The organism is Dyadobacter endophyticus (genome assembly GCF_014641595.1).
Lineage (GTDB): Bacteria > Bacteroidota > Bacteroidia > Cytophagales > Spirosomataceae > Dyadobacter > Dyadobacter endophyticus.
Window position 1 is genome coordinate 47,314 of sequence record NZ_BMIA01000008.1, and the last position, 26,907, is coordinate 74,220.

A 26,907-nucleotide genomic window follows, 5' to 3' on the forward strand; every position below is an offset into this window, starting at 1 on the left:
TTATTCACTGAAAGTGGTAATAGTCATGGTTTGGTTATGCAGCTCGCACAACGAATCGCGGTTGAACGGGGCTAGCTCACCGTAGGAGTAGAAGCCGGTCATGACCGGTCCGTTCAGCACTTCGGAGACGGATTCTACCTCTTCTTCCACCATTTGCTTCAATACGAGCTTGCGTCCGACGCAACTTACCAGAATCGCAAATTCGGCATTATTATCAAGGCTGCGCGCCGCTTCCTGGGCCGCTTCCTCGGCGCCATTGATGAGCCGGTCGTTATTGGCCTTCATTAATCTGACGAACGAGCCTTCGGGAATGTCGCCAGCGAACGTAAGGCTCTTTTCTTCCTCATTGATACCCAGAATGGTGCGCACCACAGGGACGCGGTCCTCATTGTCGCGCATGCTCAGCGGGAAAAGTAGGCCTGAGGCAGGCAGGTCTTTTGCTTTTTCGCCAAGAAAAGATTTATAAAGATCGAGCGCAGGCTGCCCGTCGATTTCGTAAAGAATATTGTCCTTAGAACGGGTTACCCGCCTGTCGAGCCCGAAACTATCCCAGCCGCCGCGCGAGCCGAAGCCGATCGAAAGTTTCTCACCATAAAAGCCAATAGCCGCCACACTTTCCGTTGTGACTTTTCCATCGGGCTCAATAATTATCGTACGGGCGAAATGGGAGCCGTCACCCGCGAGGCCGCCGGTGATCGTAACTCCGTCCGTCAATCCTTCCGTCATGCCTTTCACAAGATCGGTACCGTTTACTTTCAGCCCGTCGGATATGACGAAGACATGTTTCAGACCCTTTATCGGAAGTTTCGAGACGAGCTGCTTGCCAGCCTCAAAGCTGTCGAATGCAATGTCTTCCAGACTGATTTTAGAACTTTTGATCGAAACTTGATCGAAAGCGACACCCGTCACAATGACGGAGTGATCCTTTACCGACTCGTTGGCGATCTCCCCGGCAGTTGAGCATCCGGAAAATACGGCATCGGGATATTGCAATGCCAACTGGCGCGGAATATCCGTCGTTTCAAGCAGTTCGCGGTCGCCGAAGATAAACAGCAATTGCGGAGAAAAGGAGAACGGGATTTCAGACGGCCTATTTGAATAGACAAACTGTTCAATCTGCATAGATACAGGTGGTTGCGACTAATAATTCGATCAACAATTTACATAAAACTTTTGAGAACGAATTAATTTTACGCTTGACGCTGCAATGCAAATGTAAATCGGTTTATACTACGAAATAGATGGGAACGAAATGCCCTTGATTTTACGGAATAGTTCTACGGCGTAAAGGTCCGTCATGCCCGATACAAAATCGAGGACGGTCTGTATTCTGGAATAAGGGTCTGTTTTGGTTGTGATGAATTGCCGGGGGATAAGTTCCACCAGCTTACGGGTATAATGTGAATTATTATTAAGGTAGGCAGGTACGAATTCTTCCAGCAATCCACCCATTACTTTATAACCTGCCACTTCGATCTGCACCACCGACGAGTAGTTGTAGATCTTATGAACAGAAATGCGGGCGATCTCCTTCATCGCCGACCGGTGGGGCTCGGGAATGCGGTCGATCAGGCCTGCGTTGAAATCGCCGTTCAGGATCGTTTCCTGCTCATTGATAAACAGTTCCGAGCAAGCGCCGATCAGTGTACTGATCGATTTGGCGCGAAGCAGGCCGATTTTTGCGTCATCATCCTCGATTTCCGCCAGGCGGCCCGGCATCCGCGGATCGTTGCAAAGTGCAAGCAACAGCGCTTCCACTTCCTGATAAGACAGGATTTTGAGCCGGTGAGCATCTTCAAGGTCGATAATATTGTAGCAGATGTCGTCCGCAGCTTCCACCAGGTACACGAGCGGATGCCTTTTGTATACCATCGGCGATTCCGAAACCTGCGATAAGCCAAGCTCGGCGGCGATCTTTCGAAAGCCAGCCTGCTCAGACTGGAAGAAACCGTATTTTTTAGTATAAATATTCGCCTTCTGATGTCCTGCGAGAGATTCGCAGGGATATTTGGCAATGGCGGCAAGCGTGGAGTAGGTCAATGCAAAACTGCCATAACCCTTGCCCGCATACGGATGCGTGAGGATGCGGATCGCATTGGCATTGCCTTCAAAGTGCGTCAGATCGGCCCATTGTGCTTCGCTGACCTCTTTTTGGTATTTCAAACCATCGCCGTCCGTAAAGTAATGCGAAATAGCAGCTTCGCCTGAGTGCCCGAATGCCGGGTTGCCGAGATCGTGCGCCAGGCAGGCGGCCGAAATGATATTGCCGATCTCACTGATCAGCGGCAGCTCGTCGTCAATCTGATGGTTCCGGGTTTTCAGATTATTATAAAACATCCGCCCCAGTGACTTGCCTACACTTGCTACTTCGAGACTGTGCGTGAGTCTGTTATGGACAAAAATACTCCCGGGAAGTGGGAAAACCTGTGTTTTGTTCTGCAACCTGCGGAAGGGAGAAGAAAAGATCAGCCTGTCGTAATCGCGCTGGAATTCCGAGCGGGCCTCGGTCGGATCTGAATTGTACTTGTCTTCGCTGCCCCAGCGTTTGGCCGACAGCAATTGTTCCCACTTCATCATATTGATTTCGAATAAACGGCAAAACTAATGGCTTTCGGCGAAAATGTGCAGGGAAAGGTAGCTATTGCGGGTTTCAGGTAGAAACCGGCAGCCTGCACGCTTTTAATAGGGTCATAGATAAGGATTTATTTCAAACCGAAACAATATGAAAAAGCTAGCATGGTGTTTGTTTTTTGGGGTTATTTCAACCGCTTTGACCGGCTCGCCGGCGTCGGCCCAGAAAAACGAAGCGCTAACCCGTGAAATGCGCGAAGCGGTAACTACATTTCTGAAAACCCTTACCCCCGAACAGCGACAGGAAACCGCTCTTCCCTATGCCGATCTGGCCCGTTTCGATTGGAATTTTACGCCGAGAGCCCGCAAGGGCATTACTTTTAAGACTATGAGTGCTGCCCAGCGCAAAGCTGCGATGGAGATGGTGCGCGTAGTGCTTAGCCAGGAGGGTTACAGCAAAGCCGAGCAAATCATTGATCTCGAAAACGTACTGCGCGTCGTGGAATCCCGACCCGCCAACGACACCTACCGCGATCCTGAAAATTATGCATTCCTCGTTTTTGGCACACCGGGCGACGAACCCTGGGGCTGGCGGGTGGAAGGGCACCATTTGTCGCTGCACTTTTCGTCGGTTGACAACCAGGTCACCTACACACCCAGCTTTTTCGGCAGCAACCCAGGCCAGGTAATGGCCGACGTTCCGCAGAAAGGCAAGCGGATACTCAAAGCCGAGCAGGACCTTGCATTCGATTTACTCCACAGCCTCGATGCCTCTCAGCTCGAAAAAGCAAATCTCGGAGCGAAAGCGCCTAACGAGATATTTACATCCAATGCAAGAAAAGCCTCGCTGGCCAAAATGGAAGGCGTTGCGATGGGCGAATTGAATGCGGCTCAAAAAACGGCATTCAAAAAACTGATTATGGCCTACCTGCAACGGTACCACGTCACGCTCAAAAACCAGCAATGGGCCGAGCTCGAAAAGAACGGTATCGACAAAATCCATTTCGCCTGGCTCGGCGACCAGCAACCCGAGATCGGTACCGGGCATGGCCACTACTACCGCATCCACGGCCCGACGTTCCTGATCGAATTTGACAACACGCAAAACGGCGGGAATCATATTCACTCCGTTGTAAGGGATTTGACCAGTGATTTTGGGGAGGATTTATTGCAGGCGCATTATGAGGCGGGGCATAAGAAGTGAGTAAGTGCATGGGAAAACTCGTATATTAGGGTAAACAAATAGGAAAAAGATGTCTGCGACAGGATTGAAAGAGCGGTTGATTGATAGGATCAGGGAGATCGATAATGAGGATATTCTGGCCGAGGCCTACCGGTTGTTGGCGACAGAATCCGATTTGGAAGAGCCTCTCAAACTGAATAATGCGCAAAAAGTGGCCATCGACGAAGCGCGGGAGCAAATCAAGAATGGGGCATACCTTACCAATAACCAGGCCGACAAAGAAATCGAAGAATGGCTAAACAAGTAATCTGGTCCGCCAGAGCACACACTGATCGAAAACATATATTAGAATACTGGATTAACCGAAACCAATCCAAAACATACAGCCGGAAGCTTAACAAGCTTTTCAAAGAGGCTATTGAGTTGGTTGCCATGCATCCCTAAATCGGTAAGAGAACCGATGTTGAACACGTTCGCATTAAGATCGTCCGCGACTATTTTGTCATTTATGAGGAAACGGAATCGGAAATACATATTCTGACGATTTGGAATAGTCGTCAGGATCCGGAAAATTTGGAGTGGGAATTTTAAAATCATCGATGACTCCAACACCGCGCCGCTACTTTATTATCAACAAACCCCACAATATGGTTTCGCAGTTCGTCAGCACCGATGATGTCCGGTTGCTGGGTGCGCTGGATTTTGAATTTCCTGAGGGGACTCATGCCGTGGGGCGGCTGGATAGCCACTCCGAGGGGTTGCTGATCCTTACTACCAATAAAAAAGTCACTAATCTGCTTTTCCAGGGCGAAGTGCCGCATAAGCGCACCTATTGGGTGAATGTGGGCCATATCGTTTCGACTGAAACAGTAGAATTGCTACGGACGGGCATTCCCATTCGCGTGAAGGGTGGTGTTTATTACACCACAGCACCCTGCCAAGTCGAGATTATCGACCGCCCCCCGATTTTAAGTACACATCAAAACGAAGCCCAGCCCGATGTGCCGAATACCTGGTTGAACATCACGCTCACGGAAGGGAAATTTCACCAGGTCAGGAAGATGGTGCGGGAGGCTAATCATCGTTGCAGGCGTCTTATTCGCGCCAGTATCGAGGATTTGGAGCTGGGTGATCTGCCGCCTGGCGGGGTTAGGGAAATAGAGGAGGCCGAATTTTTCAGGCTGCTGAAAATAGAAAACTGGAAGTCATCGATTTCGTCCGACGATTTCCTGGTAGAGCCGTCCATCGAAAATCCTGCATACTAGTTGCCTGCGGGATTAGTTTTAGCCCACATTCACATTAACTGATCGCGTCATGAACCTCATTGGAAACATTATCTGGCTAATTTTCGGCGGATTTGTTGTTTTTATCGAATATATGCTCGCCGGCCTGGCGCTTTGCCTGACGATCGTCGGCATTCCTTTCGGCATTCAATGTTTCAAGATCGGTATTATGACGCTCTTTCCATTCGGTCAGCATGTGCGGGAAGTCCCTGGGAATATCGGTTGTTTATCGACCGTTTTCAATATCATCTGGATTTTCCTGGGCGGGATCTGGATCGCGCTTACGCATTTGATTTTCGGGATACTGCTGGCGATCACCATTATCGGTCTGCCTTTCGCGAAACAGCATTTCAAACTGATGAGCTTGTCTTTTACACCTTTTGGTAAAGAGATTTATTCATGAAAGCCATTGTGATCACGAAGCCGGGAGGGCCGGAAGTGCTGGAAATTCACGAAAGTGAAACACCTGCACCCGCCGCTTCGGAAGTGCTGATTAAAGTATATGCGGCGGGTGTAAACCGGCCTGATGTTTTTCAAAGAAAAGGGAACTATCCGCCACCGCCGGGAGCGCCGCAGGACGTTCCGGGGCTGGAAGTTGCCGGGGTAATAGCGCAGACAGGCGCCGATGTGACCGGATGGAAGCCTGGCGAGCGCGTATGTGCATTGCTCGCGGGCGGAGGTTACGCGGAATACACGCTCGCACAGGCGGCGCATTGCCTGCCTATACCCGAGGGCTTTGATAATATACAGGCCGCTTCATTGCCCGAAACGGTGTTCACGGTCTGGCATAATGTATTTCAGAGAGGGCGGTTGCAGGCGGGAGAGCGGTTTCTGGTGCATGGCGGCAGTAGCGGCATAGGCATTACCGCCATTCAGTTGGCCAAGGCATTCGGAGCAAAGGTGTTTACGACGGCAGGCTCGGATGAAAAATGCGCGGCTTGCGAGGCATTGGGCGCCGATATTAGTATTAATTATAAAACTTCAGACTTCGAGGAAGCATTGAGGGAGCAGGGCGCGGACGTGATCCTCGATATGGTCGGCGGTGATTATATTCCCAAAAACTTGCGCTTGCTACGCGAGGAAGGCCGGTTGGTTTTTATCAATACCATGAAAGGCAGTAAGGTCAAAGGCGCTGACGAGGCAGATTTTGGCTTGATTATGCGTAAGCGGCTCACAGTGACCGGCAGTACACTGCGAAACCGCGACCACGCTTTCAAAGCGGCATTAACTTCCGATATTCAAAAATACGTGTGGCCGGTTTTGGAAAAGGGCTTGTTTAAACCGGTGATCGCGCAGACATTTCCGCTCGCAGCAGCGGCAGAAGCACATACATTAATGGAAACCAGCGACCATATCGGCAAGATTATTCTGCTGAATCAATGGCCGTAAGCCGGTGGTTGAGGATTTTTGAAATCTGATCGGCCTGGGCATAAACCATTAAATGTCCACCCCCTTCGATGATGATATCCGGTTTTACAATGAGGATCGGGATCAGCTTATCGGCTGTACCGTGAATGTGGAACAGGTTTTCGACACGCTCTTTTCGGTTCCAGCCACTCATGCGGGTCAATGCCCATTTTAAAAATTTGCTGTCGGTGTCGTGCAGGATCTGTTTGAGCAGCTTTTTCAGCTCAGGGGTATCTGCTCCAAAATAGCTGTAAGTTAACCGGTTGGCTGATTTGAGTAGCGGTGCCGACAATGGTGACATCAGTAAAAACCGGATCATCATCTGATAAAACTTCGAAAGCGGAACGCCAGTCGACATACTCGAAATAAGTGTGACCTGCTGCGGACAAACGACATCGGCAATCTCTGAAGCAACAACCCCGCCGAAAGATAGACCCACGAGCTGAAAAGGTTGGGACGTGTCGATCTGCTTGCTCAACCGCGCTGCATAATGCTGCAACGACTCTTTCTTCAATGGTCTGACCCATTTGATATACTTCACATTTAACCTCGGGTCGAGTTTCAGTTTGGTAAAAACACGCTCGTCGGCCCCAAGGCCACTGATGAAGTAAACATTCAATTTCTTTACGGAAACATCGACCGAAGCGTTATCGGTCGCGCTGACAGCCTGTGGGCCGGAAAATGAAAGTAATGCCAATAAAAAGCAGGAGTTGCGTATACTCGAAAACATAGATGGGTGCTTTCACGTCGAATATACGAACTCCTGCAAAAACAATGCCGCGCACTACTTCACAAAATTAAAGCGCACGCCGCCCATCAGCCAGCGGCCAGGCATCACCGAGCCCAAAACGTCGCTGTAGTGCTTGTCGAAAGCGTTGTCCGCTTGTACAAACAGGGCCAGTCGTCGTTTCAGGAAAGCATATTCAGCCCTTGCGTTGAGAATAAAGTAGTTTTTTGAAATAGCGGCTTCGATGGCCAATGCTTCACGCTCTGCCCGTTTTTTGTACAATCCATTCAAACTCAGCGAAAAACCTCCTATCTGGTAAATGGCCGAGAAATTGGCTAGGAACTTGGCGTGAGACGACAGGTAAAATGACTGAATCTGGCTCTTGTTGTCGCTGTCGAGCCAGGTAAGGCCTGCATTGAAAATCAGTTTCTGGTTGTCGGAAATGGCGTTTGCCGACTGCATATCGAGTTCGAAACCGGTGGTATTCACCTCGGCGATGTTTAATGCAAGACCGAATGTGCCGGTAGGCGAGAGGTTGTCCTTGCGCGGCATTTGCGCATAGGGTGTCGTCACGTAATCGATCAGGTCTTTCTGACGGCGCTGGAAAAATGTACCTGAAATTTTGAGCTGTGTGGCAGGGCTGCTGGTAAGGAACCAGTCGGCACCGGCTTCGTAGCTGAACGAGCGTTCTGCTTTCAGGTCGGGGTTACCGACGCTGCCGCCGGTGACCAATTTTTTTGCGTAGTTATTAAAACGTTCCGTGAAATCGGCGTCGCGGATGGTCTTACCCGCACTCGCGCGCAGTTGCCAGCCTGATTTTTTGTAGGACAAATTGATTTGTGGTGATACCTCGGTACCAATGCTTTCCCGCCAATCGATGCGTACGGAAGGCGTCACGGTAAAATGCTCCCCAAAATTCTGCACAACCGAAACGAATGGTGCTAGCTGATTCAGGGTATGGTCGCCGCGGTCGTTGGACTTAATGTTGCGCTGCTGGAAATTGACGCCCGCGATCAGGTTCGTGCTGGAAGCAAGCCTCTGCTGCAAAGTAGCAAGCCCCTGCCATAGTTTCGATTTGCTGCTGTTCGCGATGGAATGCGGGTTGAAAAGATAGGTGTCCTGCACGGATTTATACCCCCCGTCGATTGAAAACGCTGTTTTGTTCTTCTGGTAGCTCAACCTTACCTGGTTCCACGATATTTTGACTTTCTCGCTGGCGGTGTCTGATTTGAGGACCGTATAAAAGTTTTGGGCGGCGAAATCGCGGTGATCGTAAGCGCTGCGAACGGCGAGGTTCCAGCTGGGAGAAATGGCATAACTCAGCGATAATGAGGCAGTATTGTTGTGGAAATAGCCCTTAATGCCCCGTTGCTGCACGCCGGAAGCATTATTTGAAAGAAATCCGCCGGAAACCGCCAGCTTGTCGCGCTGGACAAAGGCACCCACATTGGCGTTGAACAAACCATATTCACCGGCACTTATCCCCCCGTTGACCTGCGTTTTCTGTACGCTGTTACCTTCTTCGGAGCCGGCCAGACGCGCCGCGAAAGTTTTGGAAATTACGTGAATAACCCCGCCCACTGCATCGGAACCGTATAATGCGGAGGAAGCGCCTTTCAAAACTTCGATCCGCTCGATCTCGGCAGGCGAAATGGGAATGTAGCTGTTGAAATGTCCGGTGTTGGGATCGTTGAGGCGAATACCGTCGAGGATCACGAGCACTTGCTGGAAGGTACCGCCGCGCAAAATGATGTCGCTTTGCGACCCCTGCGGTCCGCGTGCCTGTATTTCCACGCCGGGCACGTAGCGGAGCAGGTCATCGATGCTGTGCACGGGCAGTTGCTGAAAATATTCGCCTTTGATCACCGCAATGTTCCGGCCCGTTTGCGACGCACGCTTTTCTACGAGTGAAGATGTAACGGTAACCGGGTCAAGCGATATTTCCTGCGCCAGGGACAGGTTTGTGATGAATGATAATAGAAGGGTGATTACGTAATGTTGCTTCATAGGGGATTGGTAACGATTTGTGTTTTTTTGACCACCAACGGCCGACGGCCGCAGGCCACCATTTTCTCACCCAAAACTACTATCTTGCCGGCCCGTTTACATGCTCCGGTTTGAATCTTATGAGTAGTCCGGTTGAAATACCTTTTAAAAATGTGATCCTGCTGGACCGTGCGTCCGCGACACCTGTTTATCTGCAAATCGCGCACCAGATGATCAACGCCATTCAACGCGGCGTACTCGTTACGGGTGTGCAACTACCTGGTACGCGGGCGCTTGCGGAAATGCTCGATGTGCACCGCAAAACCGTCGTGGCCGCCTATAACGAACTCGACGCGCAAGGGTGGATCGAAATGCTGCCGAACCGAGGGACGTTCGTGACCCGGAAGAGCCCGCTCATCCAGGGCAGTGCCTTGTCGGCGAGCGTGACCGATCTGAAACAATATCCCCAACAAACCGGCTTCGCATTCGAGGAAAGTATGCTGCTCGACCGGCCAGTGTCACTTTCGCGTGTGGATCTGGAATTCACCGACGGCCTCCCGGACGTCCGACTCGCGCCCATGGACAAGCTCGCGAAGGCCTATTCCAGCGTTTTGAGAAGAAGTAACAACCGGAAATACCTTACCTACTCGCACGTGGAAGGAAATATCTGGTTCCGCGAACGCCTGGCGACTTATCTCAACAACACCCGCGGCCTGCACATCGGCGCGGAGAACATCATCACAACGCGAGGCATACAGATGGGCATTTACCTGGCATCTACGCTGCTGCTGAAAAAAGGCGATAATGTGGTGGTGGGCGACCTGAGTTATTACGTTGCTAATATGATCTTCCAGCAGGCCGGGGCGAATATCCTTTCGGTACCCGTCGATGACCAGGGTATTTCTGTGGAAGCCGTGCGGCAGCTTTGCGAGCACACACCGATCCGTATGCTGTACATCACCCCGCATCACCATTATCCAACGACGGTCACGCTGAGTGCCGAGCGACGGGTGGAGTTGCTGAATTTGTCGGTGAAGTATGGGTTTATTATCCTGGAAGACGATCACGACTACGATTTCCACTACAACAGCAGTCCGGTGCTTCCGCTGGCAAGTGCCGACGGGGCCGGGATGGTCGTTTACGTGGGCTCATTTTGTAAGGCATTGGCGCCAGGGTTACGGTCGGGGTATGTGGTTGCGCCGAGGAATTTGATCCGGGAACTGGGAAAAATGCGACGGATCATCGACAGGCAGGGCGACTTAATGATGGAGCAGGCACTAGCCGAACTGCTCGATGAAGGGGAAATCCAACGCCATATCAAGAAAGCGCAAAAGGTTTACCATCAGCGCCGGGATTTGTTTACCGAGCTCCTGGGAAATGATTTCAGCCCTTATCTGACATTCAAGGCCCCGCCGGGCGGCCTGGCGATCTGGACCGAATGGCGGCGTGACATTAATCTCATGCGTGTAAGCAAGGAGTGCCTGCGCGAGAACCTGCATTTGCCGCAAACGTTGCTGTTCCAGACAGGCCGCCTCAGTGCCATGCGGCTTGGCTTCGGCAGCCTCGACGAGAAAGAGCTGCGTGAGGCTACTTCCATTTTGAAAGCAGTCCTGGAAAAGACCGGCTAATGCGCGGGAAGCGGTTGGAATGCTGATTTATTCAATTAATTTGGGATAAATTCCTATTCGTGCATTTCAACCTGGCAACCGCATGAACAAACGTACTTTCATCAAACTTTCATCCGCATTAATGACGGCTCCCTTACTTTCCCCGCTGAGCGGCTGGGCCAATGGCGATAAGCTCCGTAACTGGGCAGGAAACCTCGAATACAGCACCGAAAAGCTCGATTTGGGCAAAAATATACAGCAAGTACAGACGATCGTTAAGAAGTATCCCAGGCTGAAAGTGCTTGGCACCCGGCATTGTTTCAACGACATTGCAGATACGAAAGACCAGTTCATTACGGTCGTGGGTGCGGAGGAGCAAATGGATTTGGATACCAAAAATAAAACAGTGACCGTCAATGGCGGGCTGAAATATGGCCAGCTGGCTCCCTATCTGCACCAGAAAGGTTTTGCATTGCATAACCTGGCTTCGCTGCCGCATATTTCGGTGGCTGGTGCCTGTGCTACGGCCACGCACGGGTCGGGGGAGAAGAATGGGAACCTGGCTACTGCGGTGTCGGCGATGGAAATTGTGACGGCGGATGGTGAGTTGGTGAAATTGAACAGGGAAAAAGATGGGGAAAAGTTTAATGCGGCGGTGGTGCATCTGGGTGCGTTGGGGGTTGTGACGAAGGTGACGCTCGATGTCCAGCCTACATTTATGATGGGCCAGTATGTATATGAAAATCTGCCATTGAGCCAATTGAAGGCGCATTTTGATGAAATTGAGTCGAGCGGAGACAGTGTGAGTTTATTTACAAACTGGGCTACTGACGACATTACAGAGGTGTGGGTTAAGTTTAAAGCAGGGCAGGGCCAGCCTTCGGGAACGAAGGAATTCTTTGGGGCAAAACTGGCTACGAAAAACCTGCATCCGATCCCCGAACTCTCTGCTGAGAACTGTACCGAGCAAATGGGCGTACCGGGGCCGTGGTATGAGCGAATGCCGCATTTCAAAATGGGTTTCACACCGAGCAGCGGCAAGGAATTGCAGACGGAATACTTCGTGCCACGCAGGAATGCGGTGGATGCCATCCTGGCCATTTCTAAAATGGGCAGCCGAATCAGCCCGCATTTGTTTACATCAGAGGTGAGGACCATCGCAGCGGATAATCTGTGGCTGAGCCCTTGTTACAAGCAGGATTCGGTGGCGATACACTTTACCTGGAAACAGGATTGGCCGGCGGTAAGTAAGCTGTTGCCGGTGATCGAAAGGGAATTGGCGCCATTTAATCCAAGGCCGCATTGGGGCAAATTGTTTACGGTTTCGCCTGGTTTATTGGCAAAAAGATATGAAAAACTGCCGGAGTTCCGGGAGCTGGCGGCGCAAATGGACCCGAAAGGGAAGTTCCGCAATGGGTTTCTGAATTTGAATGTGTTTGCGAATTAAATAGCCGCTCAAAGCGTTTACCCTTATGTGACTCATCTTCCATAAGTAAACAAATACTTCTGATGGCTACCAAAACGAAGGCGCTACCACCAGCAAGCGTGGACCTCACCGCCGACAAGATTACCGAGTTATACATGCATTACTGCCTGGAAAACCACAAGAAGCCGGAATCGGTGTACCTGTTTTCCAAAGAGCACGGTTTCGCGGAAAAGGACTTTTACAAGTTCTTTACTTCCATCGATTCGCTTGAAAAACGCGTTTTTGTCAGTTTTCATAACCTGGCCGCGAACCTGATCAGCCAGAGCGGCGAGATCGACGGCGTGGGTTTCCGAGACAAACTTTTAGCCTACTATTTTACACTTGTCGAAATCCTGACCGCCAACCGCAGCTATGTGGTTTTTGCATTGAAGGAGGAAAAGAACAAGCTAAACGGTATTTTGAAGCTGAAAGAGTTCCGCAACAGTTTCAAAGAATACATCCACGAGATCAGCGATGGTTACCTGAAAGCCAAAAGCGAACGTATCCGCAAAGCGCAGCAGGACGCGCTGGAAGAAGGTGCGTGGATTCAACTTTTGCTTACCTTGAAATTCTGGCTCGACGATGAATCCGTAGGTTTTGAAAAGACGGACCTGTTCATCGAAAAATCGATCCGTGCTACATTCGACCTGATCGATACTACGCCGTTGGAGAGCGTGATCGATTTTGGGAAGTTTCTCATTAAAGAAAAATTGAAGTAGGAATGGAGACAATTGACAGCATACCTACTTCCAAAATACGGCGTGCCACCCGGCTTATTTCCACAGGGGTCAAAATCGGGGGGAATTATCTGAAGTATTACGGCGAGAAGATCACCAGTCCGGAAACGGCGCGGGATAATCTCAACAACAACAATGCCGAGGATATTTATGATAGCCTCAAAAGTTTGAAAGGCAGCGCTTTGAAGCTCGCTCAGATGCTGAGTATGGAGAAGAATTTCCTGCCGCAGGCCTACGTAGAGAAGTTTTCGCTTTCGCAGTTTTCGGTGCCGCCGCTTTCTGCGCCGCTGGTAGTGAAGACTTTTCGGAAATATTTCGGAAAATCGCCGTTGGAACTGTTTGACTCGTTCAATCCCAATGCGATCAATGCCGCGAGCATTGGCCAGGTGCACAAGGCTACGCATAATGGCAAAGAGCTGGCGGTGAAAATCCAGTATCCCGGCGTGGCGGAAAGCATTTCGTCGGACCTGGCGCTGGTGAAACCCATCGCGATGAAAATGTTCAACATTCAGGCGAAGGATTCGGACAAGTATTTCAAGGAAGTAGAAACCAAGCTGACCGAGGAGACCAATTACATTCTCGAAATAGCCCAAAGCGCTGAAATCGCCGAGGCTTGCGATCATATCCCGAACCTGCGTTTTCCGAAATACTACCCCGAGTTTTCATCCGAGCGGGTGATTACGATGGACTGGATGGATGGAAAGCATTGGTCGGAGTTTTGCAAAACGAATCCTGACCAGGAAACGGCCAACAAGATCGGCCAGGCATTGTGGGATTTTTATATGTTCCAGGTGCACCAGCTCCGCAAAGTCCACGCCGACCCGCATCCGGGTAACTTCCTGATCGATGAAAGAGACAATCTGATCGCCATCGATTTTGGGTGTATCAAAGAAATACCCGAGGAGTTCTACAATCCCTATTTCGAGCTCGCCGAGCCGGAGAATCTGAACAATCCAGCCATTTTTCATGCAAAACTGGTCGAACTCGAAATTCTGACGGACAGGGATACCAAAGCCGAAACCGTTTATTTCTCGAATCTTTTCCGGGAAATACTGGCATTACTCACACAGCCTTTCAACGCCGAAACGTTCGATTTTTCGGACGAAGAATTTTTCCTTAAACTGGCGGCATTAGGCGAGAAATATGCCAACGACAAGGAGCTGCGTAAAATGAATATGAACCGGGGTTCCAAGCACTTTATTTACATCAACCGCACGTTCTTCGGGCTGTTCAGCCTGCTGCATGACCTCAAAGCGGTGGTGGATACCAAGCAATTTGTAAACTGACACCAATCATAACCGGTCGTGATACCCTCACGACTGGTTTTCTTCTTCCGGGTCGGTGCCTGCCGCCGGCTTTTTAAGTTTTACAAAACGGAACAGGTTGTTATTCGCCTGCTCGGGCGTTTGGTCCCCCAGTAAAATCCCCCACGGTTCCAACCCCTCTACCCGGTCGAAAATCACTTTCATCATGGCAATCGCCGGAATCGAAAGGAACATTCCCGACAAGCCTGCGAGCGCGCCGCCCACGAGCACGCCTACGATCGACACCAATGCATTGATGCGCACCTTCGAGCCGACAATGAACGGCACCAGGAAATTGTTATCGATCACCTGCACGGCGATAAATACACCCACAACGCCCAGCAGCACGTCAATTTCGGGATGGCTGATAAACGTTACCATTACCGCAAGCGCTGTCGCAACCAACCCGCCGATGTAGGGTACCAGGTTGAGAATGGCTGCCATTACGCCCAACAGGATTGCATATTGAACATTCAGTATTAATAACCCGGCCGAGTTGAGGACGGCAACCACTGTCGTTTCGAGCAGTAATCCCACCATGTAGCTCTGGATGATCGATTTGATTTCTCCAAGGATTTCCAGCACGAGTTGCTTTTGCCGTTCTGCGAAAAGCACCACCGAAAAATGGATCAGCATTGCCCGGTAATAGAGCAGCAGAAAAGTATAAATAGGAATGAGGATCAATGTGCCAAGCGGACCTGTTACCGCACCCAGCGTATCTGGTCCCTGAAACGTTTCCAATGTTTTACTCTGCGCATTTTTGAGATATTCGGCTTGCTGGCGGTAGCTCACACTGTATTCCCGGCGAATCCACCGGCGCGCATCACGGTAAAAAAGGTCGATATTCTTTTTGAGCTTCGGCCATTCGTCGGAGAAGTCGGCAACTTGCATGGATATCAATACTGTTACCGCCGACACCACCAAAACCGCGCAAAACAGGGCCAGCGTAATCGCGAGTGTTTTTGGAATACCGATTTGAATCAGTCGCTGTTCCAATGGGCGGAGCAAAACGGCAAGTAACCCCGCCAATGCAAGCGGCACGATAATGTCCTGCCCCAGGTAAATCGCGATCATGATAATGCCGATCGCGAGGAGGGTTAGGGAGAGTTTTTGGTAGAAGGGAGGGGTAGAGGTTTCCACTATGTGTCAGTTCGCGTTGAAAACGGTTAAGATAGAGTTTTCCCCAAACAAACACTCCGCGCTTCATCCGGAAATTCTCCGAAATGCGGAATATCGTTGTATCCCAGCTTCCGGTACAATGCGATGGCCTCCGGCTGGCCGATGCCGGTTTCGAGAATCGCCGTTGGATAACCAAGCTCCCCGGCCCATTTTTCTAATTCCTCAACCACCATCGAGGCAAGACCTATGCCACGGAAGTCGGGTGTAACAAACATTCGTTTCAACTCGATGCGCTGCGTGTCGAACTGTTTGAAGCATCCGCAGGCGATGGCGATGCCATTTTCGTAGGCAAGCACGACGGTTGACAGACCGGTTATGCGGTTGTAGTCCTCGTAATCTTCCTTTTTAGTGTTATAAATGCGGCAGAGTTCGGTGTCAAGCTCGCTGGTAAGATTCTGGAAATCGGGGTTGTCGCTGGTGGTGCGGATGATTTCGGGCATTAGTTTACGCAATTTGAATGTCTGGATTGCGAAGATAGGCATTTGCGTTATCCGAGTTTTATTTGACGATCTTTCGAAACGACTTGTAGTTTTGCATCGCGGCGCTTTCAGGGCTGTTTGTTAATACTTAAAAGAATATGCAAAATATAGTTGCTACTCTCCTGTTACTGGTCCTGTCGTTGGCCGCATTTGCGCAAAAGGGCTTCAAAGTCGTGCCTCTGGGTGTTAAAGGGGGAACAATGGATGGAAACCTTTCCGCATACCTGCTCGCGCCTGCCGGCTCGGATGCGTATGTGTGCCTGGATGCGGGTACGGTGAGTAACGGCATTGAAAAGGCTATCGAAAAGAAGACATTCAACGTGAATGGGGAAACGGTTTTAAAAAAATATATCAAAGGCTACCTCATTTCACACCCGCATCTCGATCATATTTCCGGCATGGTCATCAATTCGGTGGACGATACGGTGAAGCAGGTTTATGCTATGGAGCATTGCATTGGTGTGATGAAAGCGCATTATTTCAACTGGCAAAGCTGGCCTAACCTGGCGAACGACGGTAATGCGCCCGCATTGAACAAATATCGTTACCAACAATTGTCGGAGGGGGAAGAAACGCCGCTTGCGGAGACACGAATGTCCGTGAGAGCCTTCCCGCTAAGTCATTCGAAACCTTATTCCAGTACTGCTTTTCTCGTGAAGAGTGGAGAATCCTATGCGCTGTATTTCGGTGATACAGGGCCGGATGAGGTAGAGAAAACCGATCATATGCGCAGGGTTTGGGCCGCTGTGGCGCCGCTGGTGAAATCGGGCCAATTGACAGGGGTTTTCCTGGAAGTCTCGTATCCCAACGCGCAGCCCGACCGCCATTTGTACGGGCACCTCACGCCGAAATGGTTCATCCAGGAATTTGAAGTGTTGGCCGGATTGACCGGAAAAGAGCGTTTACGAGGCCTGAACGTGGTCGTTACGCACATTAAACCCACCGGAAATAATGAAGAAATAATACGCAAGGAATTAAATGCCGGTAATACCCTCGGGCTTCGGCTGATCTTCCCCGAACAAGGTGTAAAGTTTGAATTGAATTGAATGCAAAAGGCGGGTTTTGCGACCCGCCTTTTGCTATTTGAATAGGGTAACCTGGCCGCTTGCCACTCTCGGGTCGTAGGGGACTTGTAGTTCTATTCCCAATTCTTTGTTTAGTTTCTGGATCAAATACGAGGATAGCAAAGGCGATGCTTCCTCATGGTTCTGATGAACAAAGAAATAGATATTCTGAATGCCCTCTTCCGTCCAGCGTTTCAGCCTTTCAAACCAGTCGTCGAGGCGGGTGTAATCCGAATCGACATTAGCACCGTTGTAGCGGATGAATGCGGTGGGCGTTGTGAGTCGCATGTGCAGCAGGTCACGGCGTCCGGCCGAATCGGTCACGATATGCGAGATGTTTTTCTTTTCCAGCAGACTATAAAGCTCTTCGCTGTCAAATGACCCGTCGTACCATCCCGTATGCCGCAATTCCAGCGCAAGCGGGAAGCCGGAAGGCCATTCTTCCAGGTATGCCTTCAATATTTCCCAGTTTTTGGGGCCGAAATTGTCGGGCATTTGCAGGAAAAGCATTCCGAGTTTGTCCTGCAAATGAGCGATCCCGTCGAGGTAAATGTCGGTCGGCTCCTTGGCATCTTTCAACCTTTTCCAATGGCTGATACCCTGGTGCAGTTTCGGGAAAAATTTGAAACCCGCCGGCGTTTTAGTATACCAGGTTTCGATCGTTTCAACAGGGAAATTATTGTAAAAGGTGGCATTCAGCTCAATGCTGTTGAATTGCGTCGCATAATACGCCAATTCATCTTTAGTACCCTTGGGATAAAAACCTTTGAGGTCGGTTTTATTCCATTTGGCACATCCGATGTAGATTCCCGGTTTTCCGGCTTTCGCCGCATTCAGCAGCGCTTTGTTGGCAGGAGCATCGGGCGGCAAACTGAAATCTATGTCATCGGGATTTTCAACTTTTCCGAATTTCATGACTGGCTAGGTTAGGATGAGGAATTAAAAACCTGGCAAGCCTCCAAGACTTGCCAGTTGTCGAATACGACCGGATTATCTTCCGAAGTCGTCCTGAACCCGAACGATATCGTCTTCGTCGGATGGATTGGAAGGATCTGTATGTTGCCAGATTTCGGCTACGAAACCCCATTCGTTGACACCCACCAGGCGATGGCGCTCGCCTTTTTTGAGGTTCACGACCGTACCGATCGACAGTTGCTGCAATTCGGTTTCTTCGTCGGTGTCGCTGATCACGATGCCCGCGTTTCCGCCGATCACTTTCCATATTTCGGCGCGACGGTGGTGGTATTGCCATGAAAGGCGTTTGTTCGGGGCCACCACAAGAACTTTGGGGCTTAATTTTTCATAACCCGCGAAATCAGCGAGCGACAAATGCGGGAAGAATGTGGAGATGAACTTGGGTGCCTGACTTTCGTCGAGTACAAAGAAACCGCCCCATGGGCGTGAATGGTCTTTGGCTACAACCGTGAAGCCTTGCTCATCTATAAACTGCTGTACTTTTTCGAAAACCTCATTTTTATCGGCATCGGCCGCAAACGATTGTATCATAACCAATAGTAATTAATGAATCAGGTGAATTTCAAAATTAGGATAAAAAACAAAAAGATGCCCCAAAATATTCAGGGCACCTTTTGAATTAAATCTACTAATTTATACTATTTGTCCCACCATACCTTTGTGGTGAATTCGTCGGGCAAAGTAGCGCCTGTCTGGTAGTTCGGGTTACCTGCTACTTCGTTGGTCGGATAGCGGAGTCTTACGGGAATGGTTCCTTGGGTTACGTTGCCTGGGTAATTGGTGGGTGTCAGCTTGGGAAAGCCGGTTCTGCGCCAGTCGTTCCAAGCTTCCCACCAGTTGAAGAATTTGTTCACCCACATTTGCTCCCCGATCATTTCCAGCGCCGGTTTGGCGGTGCCATAGGGGTAGGTGTTGAGATAAGCGGTTACCGCCGCGTCGGACACTGTGAGAGACGCATCGTACGGTGTGTACATTTGCATGGATGCTTTCACACCTGCGTCGTAATGCGATTTCGCCGTTCCGGAGATACCGGTTCCGATTTTGCGTTCAATAGCTTCTGCCAGTAGAAACTCGACTTCGCCGTAGTTCATGATCATGTATGGATCCGAGTCTTGCAACATTTTGGGATTGATGCGGGAATAGGTTTTGGGGACGTCTACGGCGCGACCTTCCAGTTTGTCGAGCATTGCCTGGTCATAGCCATTGGGCATGCCTTTTTGTTTTACCGGGTCTGTAATAATGGAAACGTCGCCAATTCCGCCGCTGATGATCATCAAACGCGGATCATCATCTGTTGCGACAGCCTGATTAGCTCCTTTTAACCAATTGACCAGCGTGGCGCTCAGGTATGGCGGCTGTCCTCCATCTCCGGGGTCAAATGCTCTGGAAATACCATTCTGGTTTACCCATTCGCTTGGACCGTCGGCCATGGCAATCCAGACATTGTCAGCGTTGCTGGTGAACACGCCGCCTGCCGCTGCTTTGGTAACATAAGTTGCTGCTTTTGCCGCGTCTACATTGGAGATACGCATCGCAAGACGTAACATCAACGAGAATCCCCATTTTTTCCATTTTGCAATGTCACCTTTGTAAATAAAATCGGCGTTAGCAAAGCCTTCGTCGGCATTGGAGGAGCTCAGGGCAGCAGTAGCTTCATCAAGCTCTTTCAGCAAATCCGCGTAAACTGCGTCCTGGCTATCATATTTTGGGAAAAATATCCCTTCAATTCCCTTGTTTGCTTCTGAATAGGGAATGTTGCCATAAAAATCCGTCAACCTGGCGAAACTGAACGCACGTAAAATTCGCGCGGCCTGGCGCATGTTCAGATACTTTCCTTCGGCAAAACCACCCGGACCCGATTGTTTGAGAATCTCGGCGATGTTTTTCAGTTGGTCATTATAGGTGAATTCGAACGGCGCTGCGTTGGTTTCGGCATTAACCGTATACTTATCACCGGGTGCAATACCACCGCCAGAATTAGCAAGCTGCTGTATTGCATAAGCACACATACCAATATTGGTCCGCCAGTCGATATACCTGTTGTCGCCTGTGCTTCCGTTGGATGCGATCCCCAACTCGGCAGAAGTGAAAATGAAATTCAAATCTACCGTGTTCAGTGCTTGCGGGTTAATGTTAAGGTCGTGTAGTTGCTTTGTATCGCACCCCGTCACCAACATTACAGCAAGGCCGTATTTTATATATTTTTTCAAATCTCTCATTTTGTACGGAATTAGAATGTTGCTCTCAAATTGAAACCATAACTACGCGTAGAAGGGAAGCCGAAGTAGTCAAAACCCTGCGAGTTACCATTAGCGTAGTTAGACTCAGGATCAATGTTTGGCGTATTTTTGAACAGAATAGCCAGGTTCCGGCCGACAAACGACAGTGTCAGATTTTGCAGCGGGGTTTTTTCAAGCAATTTTTTAGGGAATGAATAGCCAATTGTAAGCTGCCTTAATTTGATAAAGGACGCGTCATAAACATACATCGAAGTATTAGCGTTATCCCCCTCGCCACCCACGGCACCCCAGTAGTTAAATGCTTCCAGTGGAGTCAAAGTTTTGGTGAAAGGTTTGTATTCGGAGCCTTCCTGCGTTACACCAGTTACGGTAAGTAAAGCTTCGCCTTCACGACCCTGCAGAGATTGCTTGCTTGCTCCCCACTGGTCGAGCCTCATGTTGGTGCCCGAAAGAATGTCACCACCTACTTTGAAATCGACGAGGAAGGAGAGATCGAAGCCTTTGTAATTAAATGCATTGGTTACGCCGCCGGTCATTTTTGCAATGCCGTTTCCAATGACCTGATAACCCGGAGCGCTGACCGGACGACCATCCTTGTCAAATACAGGCTGACCATCAGGAGATAGTTTCTGCACGCGTCCCGTGATCATACCGAAAGGCTGGCCGACGATATTTTTGATGAAAGCATTTCTGGTCCGCGGTTCATCCATCACCAACTCGGTTGTGCCCTCGATGAGCGATTTTACCTTGCTGTTATTTTTGGCCAGGTTCACGGTAATGTCCCAGGTCAGGTTTTTAGCCTTAAGGGGAGTAGCTGTTAACAAAAGCTCAATACCGCGGTTCTGTAACTTACCCAGGTTTACCGAGGTGCTGCCAAATCCGGAAGCTCTTGAGATCGTCGCATTCAGGATATCGTCCGTGGTTTGCTGATCATAATAGGTGAAGTCGACGCCCAGTTTATTGTTAAATACCCTGAAATCGATTCCGACTTCGGTCTCTGTAACTGTCAGCGGTTTAAGCGCTGGGTTAGGGATATTTCCTCCATTGCCCATTGCCTGTGAAAATGAGGCCATGGGATGCTGCAAATGCGGGTTGCCATTTAGGGAATAAGTCAGGTTATTCTGATAGGCATCAATTGTGACATTCCCCACCTGCGCCCAGGACGCTCTTAATTTACCGTAAGAAAGCCATGAAGGAAGGGCCTTGAAGGCATCTGAGAAAACAAAACTACCACCAATAGATGGATACAAAATGCTGTTTGTTTCCGGGTTAAGGACTGAGAACCAGTCATTTCTTGCAGTTGCTGTGATGAAAAGGAAACCGTCGTACGATAATTCAGCTGAGCCCAAAAGGGAGTTGATACCGCTTTCTTTTGGCTCATAATTGAAGGATTTGTCTTTAACGTTATTCAGCGCAGGAAAGAATTGAACGTTGAATCCATTACCATAAACGTTTACATATTCATATTTTTTCCTCATCCTGTTACCTCCTCCAAAAGCGGTGAGGCCAATTTTTCCAAAGTCTTTGGTTACGCCGATGGTGTACTCCGCATTAAGTTCTGAAACGTTCCAGTTTCCCAGGCTTCTCGCTCCTCCGCGCTGGTAGCCGGTACCTTCGGGCGTAAGGCTTTCCGCCCGTCTGGAATATTTATCCAAACCGACGCGCCCTTGGATAAAGAGCCAGTCGGTGAGCTGGTATTTCAATTGGCCTGAGGTGATAATCCGATTCTTCTGGTCGGATTTGATAAACTGATAAGCCACCCAGTATGGATTTTGCCCCCAGTTGTTATTCGCCTGTTGAAACTCCTCTCCAACCTTTTTAGGTTCGGTGCCTCCCCAGATGCTAAGACTCGCTGCGTCGGTGCCAGGTGCGATAGCACCAGGCTTGCTGGGATCACCATAGTAAGAGAGCACATTGTAGTCGCCAGGAGTCCGCCAGACGCTTTGGATTGCATTTCCGGGGGAATCTGATACATTAGGGCGGTTTTTAGCTTTCTCCTCTGAGTACAATATTTTAGCATCCAGTGTCAATCTTTTTCCAAATTTGGATTGGGCAGACAACGATAAATTAAGTCGATCGAACCCGGAATTTGGGATAATGGATGTGCTTTTCATATTCGTGACCGAAGCGCGAAAGTTTTGGGTTTCGTTACCTCCCGAGAATGCAAGGCTATTTGTAAACGCATAACCTGTTTTTAAATACCTCGAAAAGTTATTGCCGGCATGAGAATAGGGGTGCATTTTCCCGTCAAAACCTACAACCTGGCTGTTGTCGAACTTGGGCCCCCAGGAATCGTCACCCCATTCGTAAGCCTGATTTTGGTTGGCAGGTTTAGTCGCAACGCCATTTACATAGCCGCCTGCTCCATACGATTGCTGAAGATCAGACAGGTCGTTCAGTTTTTCAAAAACGTAGTTAGAACCAAATTCGACGCCGATACCCTTTCTCTTGGTTCCACGCTTGGTGGTTACGTTAATAACCCCATTTGCAGCGCGCGAACCGTAAAGTGCCGCTGCATTCGCTCCTTTCAAAACGGTGATTGACTCAATGTCGTCCGGATTAATGCTCGACAATCCGTCGCCTTCGTCAGAACCTCCCCACAGACCAGCCTGGCCGAAGTTGTTGTTATCCATTGGAATACCGTCGATTACATACAACGGCTGGTTGTTGCCTTGGAGGGATTTGTTACCGCGGATGATCACACGGGAGGAACCCGCAGGCCCGGAGGCGATTTTACTGACGTTAACCCCCGCTACACGTCCGGCCAGGGCGTTACCGAGGTTGGCCTCCCGAGCCGCCGTCATGTTGGTTCCTGCTACTTCCGTAATGGAATAGGCAAGAGATCTCTTTTCGCGACTGATACCCAATGCGGTTACTACCACTTCGTTCAATGCCGTTGCTTCGGCGGTCAGTGAAAGGTTCAGGATGGTCGCATTGGCTGTCACTTCTCTGGTAACGTAACCGATATAGCTGAAAGCCAATGTTTTCCCCTTCTCGACAGTGATACTATATTCGCCTTTATTGTTGGTGGAGGTACCTCTTGTGGTACCTTTTACAACTACATTGACACCGGCTATCTCACCGCCGGCAGCGTCGCTTACTTTCCCGGATACTGTCATTTCCTGCGCATACCCCCTAAGGGAGAGCACAGTGAGCAGTATCAGCATCTTAACTAGTAAATTTTTTTTCATACAGTTTGTACATCGATAGGTTAAGCCGTTTTCTTGGATTAAGGAATTAGGGCTGAAAATCAGGTCAAATATACCGCAGTTGACTCCATATGTATATAGTGCTTTTTTAACTGAAAATAACACATTTTTAACACCTTTTTAATATTGAATTCATAAGTATTCCTATATTGGATAGAGATATTTATAGATTTGGATGCCGGTTTTTCCCTGGCTTTAACAATACAGATTGGCCTGAATCACATCAAAAATTATCAAAACACATGTTCGGTGGTGTGTATACGTTTGTAATAGACGCTATCTTAAAATGTCAGAGGGAGTACCGCTTTCCACATCGCTGGGGGAGAGGAAGGGAAGATTGCGGCCGATAATCGCGGTAAGGGTATTCCGGGAGGCGGCAGAAGTGAGGCCGTCGGGTGGTGTGTGGATGACGTAGTCGAGTAGCCGCTCTACCGACGTGGTGGCCACATGCAGTCGCGTGTCGGAAGAGCCGTAATAGATGAATACTGAGCCGTCGTCGTCGGCAATCCACCCGTTTGAGAATACGACATTGGAGACGTCGCCGATGCGTTCGATGCCCTCTGGCGCGAGAAAATAGCCGGCGGGCTTGTAAAGGACCTTCGCCGGATCTGCAAGGTCGGTCAGGAACAGGTACAGCACGTAGCGCAGGCCTGCCGCGGTTTGCCGGACGCCATGCGCTAAGTGAAGCCAGCCAAGCCGGGTTTTGATGGGTGCGGGGCCCTGGCCGTTTTTGGATTCGTAGGTTGTGTGGTATTTCTTAGGGTCGATGATCGTTTCGTGGGTTACTTGCGCATTTTCGATGCTTTGGGCTAATCCGAAACCTATACCACCGCCCCGCCCCGCCTCGATGAACGAATCCTGAGGGCGGGTATAGAACGCGTATTGACCGTGGACGAACTCGGGGTGCAAAACCACATTCCGTTGCTGGACTGAGGATGTTTTCAGGTCCGGGAGCCTTTGCCAGCTGCGCAGGTCCCGCGTGCGTGCGATCCCGCATTGGGCGATCGCCTGCGATTCGTTGCCCGGAACTGCGGCGGGATCTTTGCGCTCGGTACAAAACAGTCCGTAAATCCAGCCATCCTCATGCGCCGTGAGCCGCATATCGTAGATATTCACATCCGGCTCCGAGGTTTCGGGCATATCGAGCGGATATTTCCAAAATTCGAAACCACCGGTGCCGGTAGGACTTTCGGCCACGGCAAAAAACGATTTCCTGTCGTAACCTTCGACCCGTACCACAAGCAGGTACTTGCTATTGAGCTTAATGGCGCCTGCATTGAAAACCGAATTGATCCCGAACCGCTTCATGAAATAGGGATTACTGCCCGGGTCGAGGTCGTATTCCCAAAAAACCGGGACGTGTGCTGCCGTGAGCACGGGAAATTTGTAGCGGTCGCAGAATCCGTCGCCTGAACCTAACATTTCGTTAGGTGTTTCGGTCAGCCGCTGCTTTTCGCTTTTGATGCGTTGAAGACGCTCTTCGAAGATAGTCATGGTTGATTTTTGTCAGGGATTGTTCTAAAACTCACAGGTGAGGAAGACGCTTGTACCACGTCTTCCAGAGAATCGCTGAGCATATCAGAAAAACAGCTGTGGCGACGAAAGTTTCAGCAGGCATTTTAAGGATACCAAAAACAGGTACTGCTGTGAGGGCGGTTTGCGCGACGATGCCGGCGGCTACATTGAAAAGGTCTCTTGCAAAATGCCTGTTTGGTAAAAAAAATGGATCGCTTTTGCAGACTGCCTCCCTGACTGGCCCCCAGAAGCCCCACGGGTTTACCGTGCGGTAAAATGTTTTGAGGACTTCCATGTCGGTAGGTTTCGTTGCCAGCGATCCTGCAACTGCCCCGATCGCCGAGATGATCAGTATAAGCGGGAAGTAGTACAAGGGCAATGTGTCTGCAAAAAGATGCGGACAAGTCAGCGCACAGAGGATACCTGCCGCCATTCCCCAAAAAAATCCGGCACTATTGAACCGCCACCAGTACCATTTGAGCATATTGGAAGCGATATATCCTCCATACAAAGCGGATACGATCCATTGAAGAATGCTGTTGACATCCTTCGCAAGCAGACCGAGCAGAATGCTGACGCAGACGATCACAATGCCGGAAAGATAGCTTACGCGGCTGATTTGCCGGTTGCTCGCATCGGGATTGAAGGAGCGGAGGTAGATGTCATTTACGAAATAGGCCTGCGCTGCGTTGAAAGTACCGGCAAACGTACCCATGAACGCACCCATCAGGCCGATCAGCACCAATCCCAATAAACCCGAGGGAATGTAGGTGTTGAGCACGGCGGGAAGTACTTTCTCGAAATCAGTACCGATGGCGGCCGAAATGCCTGGTTGCCGGAAATAAAGCAGCGCTAACACGGCAACGCCGGTGATAAAAAGGTACCGCGTGGGTAGTAATACAATGTTCACGATCATGCTCATCAGCGCCGCTTCCCGCGCCGAGCGGGTCGAGAGGATTTTTTGCATATCGTAATTAGGCGCCGGGCCGGCGAGACTCGCCAGAATACCTTTCGCGGCCATGAGCGCGAAGAAGTAGCCAAAGGGGGCAAAGCTGTCGTTTTGCAGCTTTCTGGCGGCGGCTGGGAGGCGGTCGGACCAGTCGAGGCCGAGTTCCTTTCCGAAAAACAGGTCAGTCCAGCCGTGGGGAATCGGTAAACTGGCCACGCCTGGCAGTGCCGTATATGCCATAGCGGCCACCGAAACGCAAACGACGACCATGATCAGGTAATGCAGCATATCGGCCCACACAATGCTTTTCATACCACCCAGCAGGGCATAGCAGGCAGTGAAAACCGTGAAAAGGATCCCGTAGAAATGGGCGGTGTACGCGTGCGGTAAATCAAATGGAAGGAATGCTTTGACTATTTCCCACGGTATGAATATTTCAATGAATTTGCCGAGCCCGATAAAACCGTAAGCCATAAAGCTCATGCAGGAAAGCAATGCAAAAATAATGATGATTTTATGAGAGAGCCCTGCTCCGTGCCGGTCGCCGAAACGGAACAGCATCCATTCTGCGCCGGTAGCCGCATTGGAGCGCCTTAGCCACATCGAGAGGTATACCATCATGAATATCTGGTTAAATACCGGCCACAACCACGGCAGCCAAATGCTTTTTACGCCGTACACTACCATAATAGCGACCATCCAGGCTGTGCCGGAAAGATCGAACATACCCGATGCATTGGAAATACCAAGCATCCAGAACGGCATGGATTTCCCTCCGAGCAGGTAGTCGTTTTTGCTTTTTGACGCCTGCCGTTTCAGGTAAATGCCGATCACCATTACTGTAATCAGGTAGAGTAATATGACGAGGAGGTCGATCGCCCTGATTTTCATCGGTGAGCCGGCAGATCGATCCGCGCCTGGCACAAACTTATCGACAAAACCGCCGCGGGGTATAGTACTTTTTTATCCATGATTAGACCAATACTAACTGTTTATAGAATTATAGGAAGAGTTACAAATGGTTTTA

The 26,907-nt window shown here is 50.0% G+C and carries 22 protein-coding genes; 10 read left to right on the forward strand and 12 right to left on the reverse strand.

Features of this window, described 5'->3' with window-relative positions; all coding sequences use genetic code 11:
- On the reverse strand, positions 1–1,122 hold the full coding sequence (locus IEY24_RS31460; RefSeq protein WP_188939267.1) for an FIST signal transduction protein: 1,122 nt from the start codon (positions 1,120–1,122) through the stop codon (positions 1–3).
- A 108-nt stretch (positions 1,123–1,230) separates the two neighbouring features.
- Positions 1,231–2,577 (reverse strand): deoxyguanosinetriphosphate triphosphohydrolase, encoded by a 1,347-nt coding sequence (locus IEY24_RS31465; RefSeq protein ID WP_188939268.1) that lies wholly within the window; start codon positions 2,575–2,577, stop codon positions 1,231–1,233.
- A 145-nt stretch (positions 2,578–2,722) separates the two neighbouring features.
- Between IEY24_RS31465 and IEY24_RS31470 the strand changes: the two genes are divergently transcribed.
- The 5 genes from IEY24_RS31470 (at position 2,723) to IEY24_RS31490 (ending at position 6,426) form a co-directional block, all read left to right on the forward strand.
- On the forward strand, positions 2,723–3,775 hold the full coding sequence (locus IEY24_RS31470) for a DUF3500 domain-containing protein (protein WP_188939269.1): 1,053 nt from the start codon (positions 2,723–2,725) through the stop codon (positions 3,773–3,775).
- 49 nt (positions 3,776–3,824) lie between these two features.
- Positions 3,825–4,061 (forward strand): hypothetical protein, encoded by a 237-nt coding sequence (locus tag IEY24_RS31475; RefSeq protein WP_188939270.1) that lies wholly within the window; start codon positions 3,825–3,827, stop codon positions 4,059–4,061.
- Positions 4,062–4,353: 292 nt separating this feature from the next.
- Positions 4,354–5,019 (forward strand): pseudouridine synthase, encoded by a 666-nt coding sequence (locus IEY24_RS31480; RefSeq protein WP_188939271.1) that lies wholly within the window; start codon positions 4,354–4,356, stop codon positions 5,017–5,019.
- A gap of 49 nt (positions 5,020–5,068) precedes the next feature.
- Positions 5,069–5,440: a YccF domain-containing protein gene (locus IEY24_RS31485; protein ID WP_188939272.1), complete on the forward strand. Its 372-nt coding sequence runs from the start codon at positions 5,069–5,071 to the stop codon at positions 5,438–5,440.
- On the forward strand, positions 5,437–6,426 hold the full coding sequence (locus tag IEY24_RS31490; protein ID WP_188939273.1) for an NAD(P)H-quinone oxidoreductase: 990 nt from the start codon (positions 5,437–5,439) through the stop codon (positions 6,424–6,426). The genes IEY24_RS31485 and IEY24_RS31490 overlap by 4 nt, the downstream gene beginning before the upstream one ends.
- Here the strand turns inward: IEY24_RS31490 and IEY24_RS31495 are convergent.
- A complete protein-coding gene (locus tag IEY24_RS31495) occupies positions 6,401–7,174 on the reverse strand; it encodes an alpha/beta hydrolase (protein WP_188939274.1) in 774 nt (257 codons plus the stop codon). The two genes, IEY24_RS31490 and IEY24_RS31495, sit on opposite strands and share 26 nt — an antisense overlap.
- Positions 7,175–7,228: 54 nt before the next feature.
- Entirely contained in the window at positions 7,229–9,178 is a 1,950-nt protein-coding gene (locus IEY24_RS31500) for a TonB-dependent receptor plug domain-containing protein (protein WP_188939275.1), read from the reverse strand.
- 119 nt (positions 9,179–9,297) lie between these two features.
- On the opposite strand from IEY24_RS31500, the gene pdxR reads away from it, so the two are divergent.
- From pdxR to IEY24_RS31520, 4 genes are all read left to right on the forward strand, one after another.
- A complete protein-coding gene (gene pdxR, locus IEY24_RS31505) occupies positions 9,298–10,785 on the forward strand; it encodes a MocR-like pyridoxine biosynthesis transcription factor PdxR (protein ID WP_188939276.1) in 1,488 nt (495 codons plus the stop codon).
- Positions 10,786–10,867: 82 nt separating this feature from the next.
- The gene (locus IEY24_RS31510) at positions 10,868–12,211 is read left to right on the forward strand and encodes a D-arabinono-1,4-lactone oxidase (RefSeq protein WP_188939277.1); all 1,344 of its coding nucleotides are present in this window, start codon (positions 10,868–10,870) and stop codon (positions 12,209–12,211) included.
- 62 nt (positions 12,212–12,273) lie between these two features.
- Positions 12,274–12,948, forward strand: coding sequence for a TetR family transcriptional regulator C-terminal domain-containing protein (locus IEY24_RS31515; protein ID WP_188939278.1), 675 nt, complete (start codon positions 12,274–12,276; stop codon positions 12,946–12,948).
- A gap of 2 nt (positions 12,949–12,950) precedes the next feature.
- Complete coding sequence (locus tag IEY24_RS31520) at positions 12,951–14,252, forward strand: ABC1 kinase family protein (protein ID WP_188939279.1); 1,302 nt, start codon at positions 12,951–12,953, stop codon at positions 14,250–14,252.
- A 27-nt stretch (positions 14,253–14,279) separates the two neighbouring features.
- Here the strand turns inward: IEY24_RS31520 and IEY24_RS31525 are convergent, their stop codons facing one another.
- Positions 14,280–15,413, reverse strand: a complete 1,134-nt coding sequence (locus IEY24_RS31525) for an AI-2E family transporter (RefSeq protein WP_262892454.1) — start codon at positions 15,411–15,413, stop codon at positions 14,280–14,282.
- Positions 15,414–15,436: 23 nt separating this feature from the next.
- Positions 15,437–15,931 (reverse strand): GNAT family N-acetyltransferase, encoded by a 495-nt coding sequence (locus IEY24_RS31530; protein WP_229223374.1) that lies wholly within the window; start codon positions 15,929–15,931, stop codon positions 15,437–15,439.
- Between the two features lie 95 nt (positions 15,932–16,026).
- Between IEY24_RS31530 and IEY24_RS31535 the strand changes: the two genes are divergently transcribed.
- Positions 16,027–16,974, forward strand: coding sequence for an MBL fold metallo-hydrolase (locus IEY24_RS31535; RefSeq protein ID WP_188939281.1), 948 nt, complete (start codon positions 16,027–16,029; stop codon positions 16,972–16,974).
- 33 nt (positions 16,975–17,007) lie between these two features.
- Here the strand turns inward: IEY24_RS31535 and IEY24_RS31540 are convergent, their stop codons facing one another.
- The 6 genes from IEY24_RS31540 to IEY24_RS31565 form a co-directional block, all read right to left on the reverse strand.
- Positions 17,008–17,907, reverse strand: a complete 900-nt coding sequence (locus tag IEY24_RS31540) for a DUF72 domain-containing protein (protein ID WP_188939282.1) — start codon at positions 17,905–17,907, stop codon at positions 17,008–17,010.
- A gap of 75 nt (positions 17,908–17,982) precedes the next feature.
- Positions 17,983–18,498 (reverse strand): cupin domain-containing protein, encoded by a 516-nt coding sequence (locus IEY24_RS31545; RefSeq protein WP_188939283.1) that lies wholly within the window; start codon positions 18,496–18,498, stop codon positions 17,983–17,985.
- A 107-nt stretch (positions 18,499–18,605) separates the two neighbouring features.
- Positions 18,606–20,186, reverse strand: coding sequence for a SusD/RagB family nutrient-binding outer membrane lipoprotein (locus IEY24_RS31550; protein WP_188939284.1), 1,581 nt, complete (start codon positions 20,184–20,186; stop codon positions 18,606–18,608).
- Positions 20,187–20,197: 11 nt separating this feature from the next.
- Positions 20,198–23,398, reverse strand: coding sequence for a SusC/RagA family TonB-linked outer membrane protein (locus tag IEY24_RS31555; RefSeq protein ID WP_188939285.1), 3,201 nt, complete (start codon positions 23,396–23,398; stop codon positions 20,198–20,200).
- Between the two features lie 294 nt (positions 23,399–23,692).
- A complete protein-coding gene (locus IEY24_RS31560) occupies positions 23,693–24,910 on the reverse strand; it encodes a glycoside hydrolase family 130 protein (RefSeq protein WP_188939286.1) in 1,218 nt (405 codons plus the stop codon).
- 31 nt (positions 24,911–24,941) lie between these two features.
- The gene (locus tag IEY24_RS31565; RefSeq protein WP_188939287.1) at positions 24,942–26,771 is read right to left on the reverse strand and encodes a sodium:solute symporter family protein; all 1,830 of its coding nucleotides are present in this window, start codon (positions 26,769–26,771) and stop codon (positions 24,942–24,944) included.
- Positions 26,772–26,907: the final 136 nt, after the last annotated feature.